13 protein-coding genes are annotated in these 14,088 nt (G+C 50.2%); all 13 read left to right on the top strand.

All coding sequences use genetic code 11. From position 1 onward, the window contains the following. Window positions 1-93 precede the first annotated feature (93 nt). Window positions 94-342 (top strand): DUF3243 domain-containing protein, encoded by a 249-nt coding sequence (locus tag LQ229_RS11685; RefSeq protein WP_216537570.1) that lies wholly within the window; start codon window positions 94-96, stop codon window positions 340-342. A gap of 316 nt (window positions 343-658) precedes the next feature. Continuing rightward, window positions 659-1,528, top strand: a complete 870-nt coding sequence (locus tag LQ229_RS11690; protein ID WP_216537571.1) for a helix-turn-helix domain-containing protein — start codon at window positions 659-661, stop codon at window positions 1,526-1,528. 43 nt (window positions 1,529-1,571) lie between these two features. Further along, window positions 1,572-2,063, top strand: coding sequence for a YajQ family cyclic di-GMP-binding protein (locus tag LQ229_RS11695; protein ID WP_216537572.1), 492 nt, complete (start codon window positions 1,572-1,574; stop codon window positions 2,061-2,063). Between the two features lie 146 nt (window positions 2,064-2,209). Next, entirely contained in the window at window positions 2,210-3,538 is a 1,329-nt protein-coding gene (gene rimO, locus LQ229_RS11700) for a 30S ribosomal protein S12 methylthiotransferase RimO (RefSeq protein ID WP_216537573.1), read from the top strand. Beyond that, on the top strand, window positions 3,535-4,116 hold the full coding sequence (pgsA, locus tag LQ229_RS11705; protein WP_216537574.1) for a CDP-diacylglycerol--glycerol-3-phosphate 3-phosphatidyltransferase: 582 nt from the start codon (window positions 3,535-3,537) through the stop codon (window positions 4,114-4,116). Before rimO ends, pgsA begins: the two co-directional genes overlap by 4 nt. A gap of 120 nt (window positions 4,117-4,236) precedes the next feature. Then, window positions 4,237-5,484 (top strand): competence/damage-inducible protein A, encoded by a 1,248-nt coding sequence (locus tag LQ229_RS11710; RefSeq protein ID WP_230191793.1) that lies wholly within the window; start codon window positions 4,237-4,239, stop codon window positions 5,482-5,484. Between the two features lie 598 nt (window positions 5,485-6,082). Next, window positions 6,083-7,138, top strand: coding sequence for a recombinase RecA (gene recA / locus LQ229_RS11715; RefSeq protein ID WP_216537576.1), 1,056 nt, complete (start codon window positions 6,083-6,085; stop codon window positions 7,136-7,138). A 79-nt stretch (window positions 7,139-7,217) separates the two neighbouring features. Beyond that, on the top strand, window positions 7,218-7,955 hold the full coding sequence (locus LQ229_RS11720) for a RecX family transcriptional regulator (protein WP_230191795.1): 738 nt from the start codon (window positions 7,218-7,220) through the stop codon (window positions 7,953-7,955). A 358-nt stretch (window positions 7,956-8,313) separates the two neighbouring features. After that, window positions 8,314-9,858: a ribonuclease Y gene (gene rny / locus LQ229_RS11725; protein WP_216537578.1), complete on the top strand. Its 1,545-nt coding sequence runs from the start codon at window positions 8,314-8,316 to the stop codon at window positions 9,856-9,858. 90 nt (window positions 9,859-9,948) lie between these two features. Further along, window positions 9,949-10,743, top strand: coding sequence for a TIGR00282 family metallophosphoesterase (locus LQ229_RS11730; protein WP_216537597.1), 795 nt, complete (start codon window positions 9,949-9,951; stop codon window positions 10,741-10,743). A gap of 90 nt (window positions 10,744-10,833) precedes the next feature. Continuing rightward, entirely contained in the window at window positions 10,834-11,094 is a 261-nt protein-coding gene (locus LQ229_RS11735; protein WP_006286829.1) for a stage V sporulation protein S, read from the top strand. A gap of 97 nt (window positions 11,095-11,191) precedes the next feature. After that, the gene (locus LQ229_RS11740; protein ID WP_230191796.1) at window positions 11,192-12,160 is read left to right on the top strand and encodes a dipeptidase; all 969 of its coding nucleotides are present in this window, start codon (window positions 11,192-11,194) and stop codon (window positions 12,158-12,160) included. Window positions 12,161-12,354: 194 nt separating this feature from the next. After that, window positions 12,355-14,088 (top strand): 2-oxoacid:acceptor oxidoreductase subunit alpha, encoded by a 1,734-nt coding sequence (locus tag LQ229_RS11745; RefSeq protein WP_216537580.1) that lies wholly within the window; start codon window positions 12,355-12,357, stop codon window positions 14,086-14,088.

A 14,088-nucleotide genomic window follows, 5' to 3' on the forward strand; every position in this document is an offset into this window, starting at 1 on the left:
ATCGATCCGTTATTTTCCTTTCGTACGTATAAAAGACAAAGTTTCGGAGCATATTACGACTGTTGAGCACAATAATGTAGGAGGTTTATCAACATGTCGGTTCTGGAAAATTTCGATACGTGGAAAAATTTTTTGGGAGAACGGGTCAAACAAGCGAGAAATATGGGCATGAACGAGGAAACGATCTCGAAATTAGCTTACGAAATCGGCGATTTTCTGGAAGAGAAGATCGAGCCGGAGAACGGGCCCGAACGGACGCTCAAAGCGCTTTGGGACGTAGGCTCCGAGGAAGAGCGCAAGACGATTGCCCGTTTAATGATCAAGCTGGTTGAAAAAGCTTAACATCCGATTTAAGCTGTAAATAGGACATTTGAAGGAAAGCTCTCGCGCTTGGGAGCTTTCTTTTGATGTTTTTGCTCACATTGAACTTGTCTTTGATTTTATTTTTTTATATGATTATGTGTAAGATTCAATAGCTCAAATGTAATATTTTATTACATATTTCGTGAATGTGCAGGAATTTTAGCTGAAATTGTTGAAATAAGTCGATAGGTCTTAACGCCTAATTCATGCAATAATAGAATGAAAGAAATGCATTTGCAGTTGAACGGCGAACGTTGAACGTGATAAATACAAGATTATATGCGGAGGTGATGGTGTGTCGAATCTAGGTCAACTGCTGAAAAAAGCCCGGGTCGAAAAAGGGATGACTTTAGATGACGTGCAAGAATTGACGAAAATTCGCAAACGGTACTTGGAGGCCATTGAGGATGGTGACTACAAAGTTTTGCCGGGGCCTTTTTATGTCCGCGCCTTCGTGAAAACGTATGCGGAAACGGTCGGATTAAACGCGGACGAACTGCTTGAATTATACCGTGGCGATATGCCGGAATCACAGACGGATACGATCGAACCTATTATTCAGAGCCGCCGCAGAACGCGGTCGACAGGCCGGACGGGGAAATGGGTTTCTTCGATTTTAATGTGGTCCTTTCTTATCCTCATCGTCATTGTCGTCTATTTGTTTTATATTAAAGGCGCCGAGCCGAAGGACGATCAGGTAGCCGACGGAACGAAGATAACCGACGATATGCAGCAGCCGCAACCGCCTTCCGAAGGCGGAACGACGCCGGATGAGGAGGCAACGCCTCCTGCGGATGAAACGGAGGTCACCCCTCCTGAGCCGGCCCCGCCGGAGATCGTGTCGAAAGGAAGATCCGGCAAAGCGTACTGGTATGCGGTAAAAACGCCGGAGCCTTCGGTAAAGGTGGAAATTTCGGCTTCCGGCGGAGACAGTTGGATTACGGTATATAAGAAGAAATACGACGGCGAGAAGTTATATAACGAGACGTTGAAAGACGGCGTAACGGAGACGTTCGATCTGGTCGACGGATTGTATATTAGCGTAACGAGACCGGATTTCGCCGAAGTAAAAGTAGGCGGAATCCCTCTGGAAGACGGAGATAGCGCCGTCCGCCGGCGTTTCTTGTTGCATTTGGAATCGACGGCCGATTCCGCTGCGGAATAATGAATACCATTCAATAATCGCAATGATGAAAGGACGTGACCTTATGGCTTCCGAAAGCTCATTCGATATCGTGTCGAAAATGGATTTGCAGGAAATGAACAACGCCATAAATCAAACGGAGAAAGAGATCGGCAACCGGTTTGATTTTAAGGGCACCAAAAGCAGCTTGAATCTGGAGAAAGACGAGCTCGTTATTATTTCGGACGATGAATTGAAGTTGAAAAACGTGATCGATATTTTGCAATCCAAAATGGTCAAACGCGGGCTGGCGCTCAAAAACCTGGAATACGGGAAAGTCGAACCGGCTGCGTCGGGCACCGTCAGACAACGGATTAAATTGAAGCAAGGGATCGATCAAGACAATGCCAAAAAAATTAATATTTTGATTAGGGATTCGAAATTAAAAGTAAAAAGCCAAATTCAAGGGGATCAGATCCGGGTGACCGGCAAGAGCAAGGACGATTTGCAAAACGTTATTCAAATGCTGCGCAAAGCGGATCTCTCCCTTGAATTGCAATTTGTAAATTTTAAATAACGAAGATGGCGGAAAAACCTTGAATCGTGTGTTTCCTATCATACGACTAAGGTTTTTCAACGTTTTGACACTAAAAACGGCATGTATTATACTTTATTAGATAGATATGCACATCGCTTTGGAGGCAGGAACGGGGGACGTCAGGCGTGACAGAAAAAATAAAAATCGTTACATTAGGCTGTGAGAAAAACTTAGTTGATTCCGAAATCATGTCCGGATTAATCCATGAGCGGGGATACTCGCTTGTCGATAATAAAGAGGAAGCGACGGTTATCATTGTTAATACGTGCGGTTTTATCGATGCGGCCAAGGAAGAATCCGTCAATACGATTCTTGACTTGGCTGAGTTGAAGCAAACGGGAAATTTAAAGGCGCTGGTCGTTTCCGGCTGTTTGACGCAACGGTATAAGGAAGCGCTGTTGGAGGAAATGCCCGAGATCGACGGCATCGTCGGCACGGGGGATTTCCATAACATTAACGATATCGTGGACGAGGCGCTGCGCGGGAAGAAACCGGTGCGTGTGGGGAATCCAGTCTTTAATTACGAGCAAATACTGCCTCGCAAAGTATCGACGCCTCGGTATACGACCTATGTGAAAATAGCGGAAGGCTGCGATAACAACTGCACGTTCTGCAGCATTCCGATTATGCGCGGCAAATTCCGCAGCCGCTCGATCGAGTCGATCGTCGCCGAAGTGGAGCAGTTGGCGCAGCAGGGAGTGAAAGAAGTTAGCTTGATCGCGCAAGATTCGACCAATTACGGTACGGACTTGTACGATCAGTTTATGTTGCCGACGCTGCTGAACCGTGTCAGCGAAGTGCCGGGCATCGAATGGGTTCGTCTGCATTACGCTTATCCCGGTTTTTTCACCGACGAATTGATCGATGTGATGGCTTCCAATCCGAAAATTTGCAAATATATCGATATGCCGCTGCAGCATAGCGAGGACACGATTCTGAAACGGATGCGCAGACCGGGCAGACAGCGCGACGCGCGGGAATTGATTGCGAAAATCCGCGCCAAAATTCCGAACGTTGCGCTGCGGACGTCCATTATTGTCGGTTTTCCGGGTGAAACGGAAGAAGACTTTACCAATTTAAGCGCCTTTATTCGCGAAATGAAATTTGACAGACTCGGCGTGTTTACATATTCGTTTGAAGAAGGTACGCCGGCGACGCGCTTGCCGGATCAAGTGCCGGACGATGTGAAGGAATGGCGCGCGAATACGCTTATGGAAATCCAGCGCGAGGTATCGAAGCATCATAGCGCCAAACATATCGGCCAAGTATTGGATGTGCTTGTGGAGCGCTACGACGGACGCAACGACGTATATATCGGACGGTCGCAATACGACGCGCCGGAAATCGACGGAGAGGTGTTTATTTCCAATTGCAAGGCCAACATCGGAGAAATCGCCAAAGTACGTATTACCCATGCGTTTGAGTTCGACTTGTCCGGGGAGGGTGTATCGTGAATCTGGCCAATAAAATTACGCTGGCCCGTATCTTTTTAGTACCGATTATGATGTTTTTTTTGCTGGTGAATTTCGATTTTTTTCCGGCAATCAACATTGAATCCTTCCATATCACGTACAACCAGATCATTGCGGCGTTAATTTTCATTGTGGCCGCAAGCACGGACGGGTTGGACGGGTATATCGCGCGCAAGGGGAAGATGGTTACGAATTTGGGCAAGCTGCTCGATCCGCTCGCCGACAAACTGCTCATCGCCGCAGTGCTCATATCGCTCGTTGAAATGGGCAAATGCGACGCATGGATCGCGATCGTGATCATTAGCCGCGAATTTGCGATCACCGGCCTGCGCCAGGTGGCGCTGCTCGAAGGCAAAGTCGTTGCGGCCAGCAAATGGGGCAAATGGAAAACCGGGGTGCAGATTACGGCGATTATCGCCATGCTGCTCAACAATTTTCCGTTTACGTTTATCGGTTTCCGTTTCGACTTGGTAGCGATTTGGGCCGCGGCGATCATCACGGTATATTCCGGGATCGATTATTTCGTGAAAAATAAAAATGTGATCAATTACTCTCAATGAGATGAGCGACATTGGCTGCTTTATTCGGATTTTCGTCCTTTCGGGGATAGGATCTGAATGAGGCGGCTCTTTTTTGCCATGATGGAGCGTCGAAAACGATATTTGAAGGGGGAAACGGCCATGAAAGCCGAAATTGTTGCGGTAGGAACCGAACTGCTGCTCGGACAAATCGTCAATACGAACGCGCAATTTTTATCGCGGGAACTGGCGGCGCTAGGAATCGACGTATATTACCAGACGGTGGTGGGCGATAATCTGCAGAGACTGCGGCAGGCGATTGAAATAGCGCGGGAGCGTGCCGATCTCGTATTGTTTACCGGGGGGATCGGCCCAACGCAAGACGATTTGACCAAGGATGCGCTGGCTTCATATTTGGGGCGAACGCTGCATATTCACGCCCCTTCGATGGACAAAATCGAGCGGATGTTCCTCTCGCGCGGCGCGCATATGGTGGAAAGCAACCGCAGGCAGGCGCTCATGATCGACGGCAGCGATCCGCTGCCCAACGAAACCGGTCTCGCCGTCGGCAATGCGCTGATCCATGACGGAACGGCTTATATGCTGCTGCCGGGACCGCCGAAGGAAATGAAGCCGATGTTTGAGCATGAGGGCAAGCGCTGGCTGCAACAACGGTTGTTGACGAATGAAATGCCGTTGTTCTCGCGCATGCTGAAATTTGCCGGCATCGGCGAATCGTCCTTGGAAGCGAAGCTGATCGATTTGATCGAAGGGCAGTCGGATACGACGATCGCCCCGTACGCCCAGGAAGGCGAAGTGACGATACGTCTGTCGACGAAAGCCCGGACCGAAGAGGAGGCATCGGCGAAGCTGGACGTATTGGAGACGGAAATTCGCGGGCGGCTGGGAGCGCATCTGTATGCCGCCGAGAACGTCGCGATCGAGCAAGTGATCGTCGAGCGCATGAGCGCCAAAGGCTGGACGCTGTCGGCGGCGGAAAGCTGCACCGGCGGATTGCTGTCCGAGATGATTACGGCTATACCGGGAAGCTCGCGCATGTTTGCCGGCGGCATTGTTTGCTATTCCAATGCGCTGAAGGAGCAGCTTCTGAACGTGCCGCATGCGATGCTCGAAGGCGAGACGGCGCCGGGAGCGGTGAGCGCCGAAACGGCGCAAACGATGGCCGAGCAGATGCGGACGATTGCGGATACCGATCTCGCCGTTGCCATTACGGGCGTCGCCGGCCCCGGCGCTTCCGAGCGGAAACCGGTCGGTCTCGTCTACATCGCTATCGCGCAGAAGGGGGAGCCGACGCAAGTCGAGAAGCTGCAGCTTTCCGGCGGGCGCGAAATGATCCGGCTGCGCACGGTGAAGACGGTGCTGTACCATCTGTGGCGCCGGTTGAATTGAAGCTGCTTATCGGGTTCGCGCTATGTGTTAGCTTAGCGCACCTCGTTGGATTTTATCCAATAGATTGCGATCTGTTGAAGGGGAAACGAGTCGGCTGCTGGAATTAATCCAATATTTTCGGAGGAAATCGGCAATATTTCACGTTTTGCTTTGAAATGGCTGGATGTTTTCCAATAGAGATGGATAAGAAACGGGATATGGCCTTGTTCTATTGCATAAAATCCAATGGGGTTTGTTAGCGGCAACGCTTTGAAATGGGAATGTCGGTTAAGAAGAAGCATGCTTGCGGTATCTGGTTCGTTCTAGTGTCATGTACTGCGGCAAGAACTGTGTTATTCAGCAGTGCGATCACGCCACTTTGGCGAAACGGCGGCCTGCATGAGCGCTATACTGGCTATTGCCATATCGGGCCGGTTAAAGTATAATATAGACAAGTTAACGGAAGAACCGTAGCGAGGACCCATCCTTTGCTGCGGTTTTTTTGCGGCCAATGAACGCGCATGTCGAGAAAAAAACGAATGTATGTTCGAAAAAATACTTGGCAAAGGGTGAAAAACAAGGTATCATAAAACTATAAATCAAGAAGGAAGTGAGTTCATTGTCAGATCGTCGCGCTGCACTTGAAATGGCATTACGTAATATCGAGAAACAATTCGGAAAAGGCTCGATCATGAAGCTGGGCGAATCCACACATATGCAGGTTGAAATCGTGCCGAGCGGATCGCTCGCGCTGGATATCGCGCTAGGAATCGGCGGATTGCCGCGGGGACGGATCGTCGAAGTGTACGGACCGGAATCGTCCGGTAAAACGACCGTCGCGCTGCATGCGATCGCCGAAGTGCAAAAGATCGGCGGACAAGCCGCCTTTATCGATGCGGAGCACGCGCTCGACCCGTTATACGCCAGCAAACTCGGCGTCAACATCGACGAATTGCTGCTATCCCAACCGGATACGGGAGAGCAAGCTTTGGAAATTGCGGAGGCGTTAGTGCGCAGCGGGGCGGTTGACATTATCGTCATCGACTCGGTTGCGGCATTGGTGCCGAAAGCGGAAATCGAAGGAGAGATGGGCGATTCGCATGTCGGATTGCAGGCAAGGCTCATGTCGCAGGCGCTGCGCAAGCTGTCCGGCGCGATCAGCAAATCGAAGACGATCGCGATCTTCATTAACCAACTTCGCGAGAAGGTAGGCGTCATGTTCGGCAATCCGGAGACGACGCCGGGCGGACGAGCTTTGAAATTTTATTCGACGGTTCGTTTGGACGTCAGACGCGTCGAGACGATCAAGCAAGGCAACGACATGGTCGGCAACCGTACCCGCATTAAGGTCGTCAAGAATAAAGTCGCGCCGCCGTTCAAACAGGCGGATATCGATATTATGTACGGCGAAGGGATATCCAAGGAAGGCAGCATTATCGATATCGGAACGGAGATGGATATCGTCAACAAGAGCGGCGCATGGTATTCGTACGAGAACGAGCGGCTTGGGCAAGGCCGGGAGAATGCGAAGCAATTTCTGAAAGATCATCCGGAAATCGCGCTCGTCATCGAGAACAAAATCCGCGAAGCGAGCAATTTGGCGGCCGCTGCCGTGTCAAGCGCGCCGGCTTCGTTGGATGACGAAGAGGAAGAATTTGAATTGGAAGCGGAATAACCATTGCGGAAAAGCCTTTACATGCGAATAAAGCGGTAAAGGTTTTTCTTTTTTAGGCGGTCTATAGGAGGGAGAACGATTGGAACAAAACGAACGGCCAGAGGCCGCATCGAACGGACCGGACCGGGAAAGAACGATTACGGCGGTGGAACGGGACGCAAAGCAATCCCGCCGTTATATTATATATGCGGACGGAGAGCCTATACTCAACGTGCATGAAGATATTATGGTCAAGTACAGGCTGTTAAAAGGCGCCGTATTGTTCGAGGAAGACATTCGCGCCATCGTGCGCGCCGACGAATTGCAGCAGGCATATGTGCAGGCGCTCCGTTACCTGGAGCGGAAACCTCGGACGAGCAAAGAGATTGCGGTCAGGCTGACGCAAAAAGGGTTTGAAGCAGAGTTGATCGAGCAAGTCATCCGCCGCTTGGAGGACGAACGTTTCGTGGACGATGCGCTCTATGCCGAGCAATGGACGAAGCAGCGCGTTTACGGGCATAAGAAAGGGCGGATTTGGGTAAAACATGAATTGCAGCAGAAGGGCGTTTCCAAGGAAGAAATCGCGCAAGCGATCGAACAACTCGAGCCGGAGCGCGAGTTGGAGAGCGCCATTCAGGCCGGGCTGAAGAAATGGCGCCAAACGAAAGGGAGCGTGAAGGAACGCAAGCAGAAAACGGCTGCGTATTTACTGCGCCGCGGTTATCCCGGAGAACTGGCGTATCGCGCGATACGGACGATTGCCTGGCAGGAGCCGGCCGATCCGGAGGGCGTTGTCGGGGATGAAGGGGACGACGATGATATCCCGTTTGGCGATTAAATTATTTAATAATTAACGACATGAAATAAATGAATCCCGAATTCGTCCGCGGTCGAAGAGAACGATTGCACGCCCGGGCGATAAACTGATTCAATTGCTTGACAATTTCTTTTTATAAATAATACAATGAGAATGTATAATTTTAATCAGGGTCAGTTTTTCCTTCCAAAAAATTGATTCCATTTGATTTATTTCGCCAATCATTGACTTGCTTGATCTCACCTTTGTGGGATTCGCGCGAGAAGCGCTGACAGCGCGATCTAGTGTGCATCTTAAACGATGAATATGTAAGTGAAACGGATGAAAACCGAAAATAGCCCAAGCAATGCCTTGGAGAATCAACGAGGAGGTGAACAAGATGGAAAACATCTGGATCTCGATCGTTCTCGTTGTAGCCGCATTAATCTTTGGGTTTGGGATTGGTTATTTTATTCGCAAGTCTCTTGCTGAAGCTAAAATTTCTAGTGCAGAACACGCCGCCGCGCAAATCGTGGAAAACTCCAAGAAAGAAGCGGAAGCACTGAAGAAAGAAACGGTCCTGGAAGCAAAAGACGAAGTTCATAAGCTACGGGCCGAAGCTGAAAAAGACATTCGTGAGCGTCGAAATGAAATTCAACGTCAAGAAAGACGATTGTTGCAAAAAGAGGAATCGCTGGATAAAAAAATAGAATCGCTGGAACGTAAAGAAGAACAAGTGGCGAACAAGGAGAAGCGTATCGAGGAAACGCAAGAACAGATAGATTTGCTCTATAAAAATCAAATTGCCGAGTTGGAGCGCATATCCAATTTATCGATGGAAGACGCGCGTACGATCATATTAACGAACGTCGAGCAGGAAGTCAGACACGAAACGGCACAGATGATTAAAGAAATCGAGCAGCAAGCGAAGGAAGAAGCGGACAAAAAGTCGCGCGAAATCATTACGCTTGCGATCCAACGTTGTGCGGCGGATCATGTGGCGGAAACGACCGTCTCGGTCGTTACGCTGCCGAACGAGGAAATGAAAGGCCGCATTATCGGACGCGAAGGACGCAACATCCGCGCGCTCGAAACGTTGACCGGCATCGATTTAATTATCGACGATACGCCGGAAGCGGTTATTTTATCCGGCTTCGACCCGATTCGTCGGGAAATTGCGCGCACATCGCTCGAGAAATTGGTAGCGGACGGAAGAATTCATCCCGCCCGTATCGAGGAAATGGTCGAGAAGTCGCGTAAAGAAGTGGATGAACGCATTCGTGAATACGGAGAACAGGCGACGTTCGAGGTTGGCGTGCATGGTCTGCATCCCGATTTGATTAAAATTCTCGGCCGATTGAAATTTCGGACGAGCTATGGTCAGAATGTTCTTAAGCACTCCATGGAGGTCGCGTATCTTGCAGGGTTGATGGCCGGAGAACTTGGCGAAGATGTTACATTGGCGAGACGTGCCGGGCTTTTGCACGACATCGGTAAAGCGCTGGATCATGAAGTGGAAGGGTCTCATGTCGAAATCGGCGTAGAGTTAGCGAAGAAATATAAGGAACATCCGGTCGTTATTAACAGTATCGCTTCCCATCATGGGGACTGCGAAGCGACTTCCGTCATTGCGATGCTCGTCGGCGCGGCGGACGCCTTATCGGCAGCCAGACCGGGAGCGCGCAGAGAAACGCTGGAAACGTATATTAAACGTCTGGAGAAGTTGGAGGAAATTTCCGAATCTTTCGAAGGCGTCGAGAAATCGTATGCAATTCAAGCGGGGCGCGAAGTGCGCGTCATGGTACAGCCCGATAAGATCGACGATACCGAAGCGTTCCGTCTGGCTCGCGATATTACGAAAACGATCGAGAACGAGCTGGATTATCCGGGACATATTAAAGTCACGGTTATCCGCGAAACGCGCGCGGTTGAATACGCTAAATAATGAACACAATGAAAAGTGGCTCCCGTTTTCGGGCCACTTTTCACTTGTATAGCAACGGTTTTGGAAGCGAGTTGTAAGGAGGAGAATCCCATTAAGATTTTATTCATCGGAGATATCGTCGGCAATATAGGAAGAAAAGCGTTGAAGCAGACGCTGCCGATGCTGAAGGAAAAGCACCAGCCGCACTTCATTATCGCAAACGGCGAAAATGCGGCCGGAGGTAAAGGGTTGACGGCCGCGGTCGCGAAAGAGTTTTTCGAACAAGGAGTTCATGGGCTGACGATGGGCAATCACACCTGGGCGAATAAAGAAATATTCGATTTTATCGACGACGAGCCGCGCATCGTAAGACCCGCCAATTTCCCGCCCGGCACGCCGGGGCAAGGAGTTACGGTCGTGAAAGGGAACGGGGCGGAACTGCTTCTCGTCAATTTGCAAGGCAGAACGTTCATGTCGTCGATCGATTGCCCGTTTCGCAAAGCAGATGACATATTGAATCAATACGGCAAAAAACATAAATTTATATTTGTCGATTTCCATGCGGAAGCGACTTCCGAGAAAATTGCCATGGGATGGCATTTGGACGGTCGGGTCTCGGTTGTCGTCGGAACGCATACGCATGTTCAGACGAACGACGAGACGATATTGCCCGAGCAAACGGCTTATATAACCGATGTAGGCATGGTCGGCCCGAAAGAAGGGGTGCTCGGAACCGATCGGGAAGCCGTACTGCGGAAGTTCAAAACGCAACTTCCCGTCCGCTTTAGCGTCGCGGAAGGAAAATGGCATTTCCACGCCGTTATCGTGGAATTGGACGATCATACGGGCAAGGCGAAGCGTATTGACAAAATACGGATCGTTGAGGACGAATGGATCATGAGCTAATATATAAGCGAAAAAGAAGGAATTTTTTTGCCTCTCTCGAATATGTTTTAATAGTGGAATCAATCCATCATTCCCGAGGAGGTTCTTTTCATGGAAGTATTAAAAGTTTCAGCAAAATCCAATCCAAACTCCGTTGCCGGTGCGCTGGCAGGTGTGTTACGCGAACGTGGAGCCGCTGAATTGCAAGCGATCGGCGCCGGCGCATTGAATCAAGCGATTAAAGCAGTAGCGATTGCCAGAGGATTCGTAGCGCCGAGTGGAGTTGATTTGATTTGCATTCCTGCTTTTACGGATATTGTGATTGATGGGGAAGATCGTACCGCTATTAAATTAATCGTAGAACCTAGATAATGATTCATGGATTGATATCCGCCTGTTTACCGCGTCATGACGATGTGTAGACAGGTTTTTTTGCGTGGACAATAAGAAATGGGACGAGGTGTGACGGATGGATAAAGGCGTCATCGATTTTCACTGCGACGTACTGAGCAAAATGCTGTTCGATCCGGCGATCCGCTTTGAAGAAGATGAGAAGCTGGATGTATCGCTGGCCAAACTGATACAGGGCGGCGTCGGAGCGCAATGCTTTGCTGTCTATTTATCGGAGCGGCTCGGCCCGCCGCGGTTCGATGATATACTCCGCAGCATCGATCTGTTTCGCCGCCGAATTGTCGCTAACCCGGCCATGAAATGGATCCGTTCGCAAGAGGATTGGATCGAATGGGAACAAGAGGCCTCTAGCGGCAATAAGCGTATCGGGGCGCTGCTCTCGCTTGAGGGGGCGGACGGGCTCGAGGCGGATCTGACGAAGCTGCGAATATGCAGCTATTTAGGCGTGCGCTTCCTCGGGATTACATGGAACTACGCCAACTGGGCCGCGGACGGAGTGCAGGAAGCGCGCAAGGGCGGATTCACGGCAAAAGGGAGACGGCTAGTTCAGGAATGCAACCGTTTAGGCATGCTGATGGACGTATCGCATTTGACGGAACGCGGTTTTTGGCAACTGGCCGAATGGGCGGAAAAACCGTTCATCGCTTCGCATTCCAACGCCTATGCCGTATGCCCTCATCCCCGCAATTTGCGTGACGAGCAAATTAAGCATATCATTGGGATGGACGGAAGAATCGGCATTACGTTCGTTCCCTCCTTCGTTGCCGCGGGCAAGCGGGCGGCCGTCGACGATATTTTGCGTCATATCGACCATGTGTGCGCGCTCGGCGGCGAACGTCATATCATGTTCGGCTCCGACTTTGACGGTATCGAGGAATGGGTGGAAGGGTTGGAACATGCTGGCAAATACGCACAATTAAGAGATTCACTCTCGCGGCATTACCGTCAGGAACTGGTCGAACGGTTTTTGCACGGCAATGCTTCCGCATATCTGAAAGCGTATCTACCAAGCCGGAACGAAGATTGAAAGATTCGATCTCAAGTTGATATCAATTCAATCGAAAAGTGCTATCTTTATTTCCAGAGAAAACGCTTGCTTTTTCCATCCCTTAGTCATAAAATTTATTTGACTCACTGAAAAGATTTTTTTAATGTATAATCTTATCATTTTTTGACGCTTTTCAACATGACGTTAGTCACATTTAAAGGAGATGGGCAATCTTGGTTAATCAATTGTCATGGAAGATCGGGGGACAACAAGGGGAAGGCGTAGAAAGTACGGACCGTATTTTCTCCACCGCGTTAAACCGTCTAGGTTATTATCTTTACGGATACCGTCATTTCTCTTCCCGGATTAAAGGCGGACATACGAACAATAAAATCAGAATCAGCACGAAACCGATTCGTGCCATTTCGGACGATTTGGATATATTGGTCGCATTCGACCAAGAGAGCATCGATTTGAACGCGCATGAATTGCGCAGCGGCGGCGTTGTCGTTGCCGATGCCAAATTCGGACCGACGCTTCCGGAAGGGATCGACGCCAAGTTGTTCGCGGTTCCGATTACGGCGATCGCCGATGAGCTTGGAACGTCGTTGATGAAAAACATGGTCGCGTCCGGCGCATCCTGGGCGTTGCTCGGATTGCCGCTAGACGTTTTCAATAAAGCCGTATCCGAAGAATTCGGACGGAAAGGCGCAGCTGTCGTTGAAAAAAATATCGAAGCGGTAAAGCGGGGCGCAGAGTACGTATTGGAACTTGCTGGCGGTCCGCTGGAGGACTTGCGTTTGGAAGAAGCCGACGGCAGGCAGAAATTGTTTATGATCGGAAACGACGCGATCGGCCTCGGCGCGCTTGCCGCAGGCTGTCGATTTATGTCCGCGTATCCGATTACGCCGGCTTCGGAAATTATGGAATATTTAATTAAGCAATTGCCGAAATTCGGCGGTACGGTCATCCAAACGGAAGACGAAATCGCGGCGGTTACGATGGCGATCGGAGCCAACTACGGCGGAGCCAGAACGATGACGGCTTCGGCAGGACCCGGACTTTCGCTGATGATGGAAGCGATCGGCCTGGCGGGCATGACGGAAACGCCGGTCGTTATCGTCGATACGCAGCGCGGAGGTCCGAGCACGGGCTTGCCGACGAAACAGGAACAAAGCGATATTAACGCCATGATCTACGGCACGCACGGAGAAATTCCGAAAATCGTGCTCGCGCCGAGTTCCATTGAAGAATGCTTCTACGACATGATCGAAGCGTTCAATCTGGCAGAAATTTATCAATGTCCGGTTATCGTCCTGACAGACTTGCAATTGTCATTGGGCAAGCAGTCTTGCGAACAGTTGGATTACAATAGAATTACGATTGACCGCGGCAATCTGGTTCGCGATTTGCCGGAGCTCGAAGCGAATCAGTTGTTCAAACGCTACGAGTTTACGGAAAGCGGCATTTCGCCTCGCGTCCTTCCGGGCGACAAAAACGGCCTTCACCACGTAACGGGCGTCGAACACGACGAAACGGGCCGTCCGTCGGAAAATGCGGTGAACCGCAAGAAAATGATGGATAAGAGATTGCGCAAAATTAAGGACATCAAGGTAAGCAATCCGATTCATGCGGATGCGCCGCACGAAGAGGCCGATCTGTTGATCGTCAGCATGAGTTCGACGGGCGGCACGGTTGACGAAGCGAGAAAACGTCTTGAGGCCGACGGCATCAAGACGAATCACGTAACGGTTCGCTTGCTCTATCCGTTCCCGACAGAATTGTTCGCGCCGTACGCCGAGAAAGCGAAACGAGTCGTCGTATTGGAGAATAACGCGACAGGCCAACTTGCTTCCCAAATTAAACTGAACGTAGGCTATGCCGATAAAATTCGCAATATTTTGAAATACGACGGCAATCCTTTCTTGCCTTCGGAAGTATACAAAGCGTGTAAGGAGTTGAACTAG

The organism is Paenibacillus sp. CECT 9249 (assembly GCF_918697855.1).
GTDB lineage: Bacteria > Bacillota > Bacilli > Paenibacillales > Paenibacillaceae > MSJ-34.

Coding starts and splice junctions, on each gene's coding strand:
- LQ229_RS11740 (WP_230191796.1), top strand. CDS start 11,192: ATGGATAAAGGCGTCATCGATTTTCACTGCGACGTACTGAGCAAAATG.
- LQ229_RS11735 (WP_006286829.1), top strand. CDS start 10,834: ATGGAAGTATTAAAAGTTTCAGCAAAATCCAATCCAAACTCCGTTGCC.
- LQ229_RS11695 (WP_216537572.1), top strand. CDS start 1,572: ATGGCTTCCGAAAGCTCATTCGATATCGTGTCGAAAATGGATTTGCAG.
- rny (WP_216537578.1), top strand. CDS start 8,314: ATGGAAAACATCTGGATCTCGATCGTTCTCGTTGTAGCCGCATTAATC.
- LQ229_RS11710 (WP_230191793.1), top strand. CDS start 4,237: ATGAAAGCCGAAATTGTTGCGGTAGGAACCGAACTGCTGCTCGGACAA.
- LQ229_RS11685 (WP_216537570.1), top strand. CDS start 94: ATGTCGGTTCTGGAAAATTTCGATACGTGGAAAAATTTTTTGGGAGAA.